1 protein-coding gene is annotated in these 311 nt (G+C 61.4%); it reads left to right on the top strand.

The window, feature by feature from the left end:
- On the top strand, positions 1-311 hold a 311-nt coding region (locus tag DCK90_RS16875; RefSeq protein WP_159075877.1), incomplete at both ends, for a hypothetical protein.

Raw genomic sequence — 311 nt, 5'->3', positions numbered from 1 at the left:
AGCTTGTGATTCCTACGTGCTGCCGGCGCTTACCAACGGAAGCTACTTCGATGCACCGAACGGTGGCGGAAACATGCTCTCCGCAGGCGATGCCATAACCACATCCCAGACAGTGTACGTCTACGCAGAGTCGGGCACCACACCCAACTGTACCGCCGAAAACAGCTTCTCCGTCACCATCACCGAACAGCCCGACGCAGGGGACAATGGCGCCATGGCCATCTGCACGGGCACAGGGGCCGCAACGGACCTGTTCGGCGCCCTTGGCGGCACGCCCGATAACGGGGGCACCTGGAACGATGACGATTCAT

The sequence above is a fragment of the Muricauda brasiliensis genome (genome assembly GCF_003057865.1).
Classification (GTDB): domain Bacteria; phylum Bacteroidota; class Bacteroidia; order Flavobacteriales; family Flavobacteriaceae; genus Flagellimonas; species Flagellimonas chongwuensis.
This window is presented reverse-complemented; position numbering and strand designations above follow the sequence as displayed.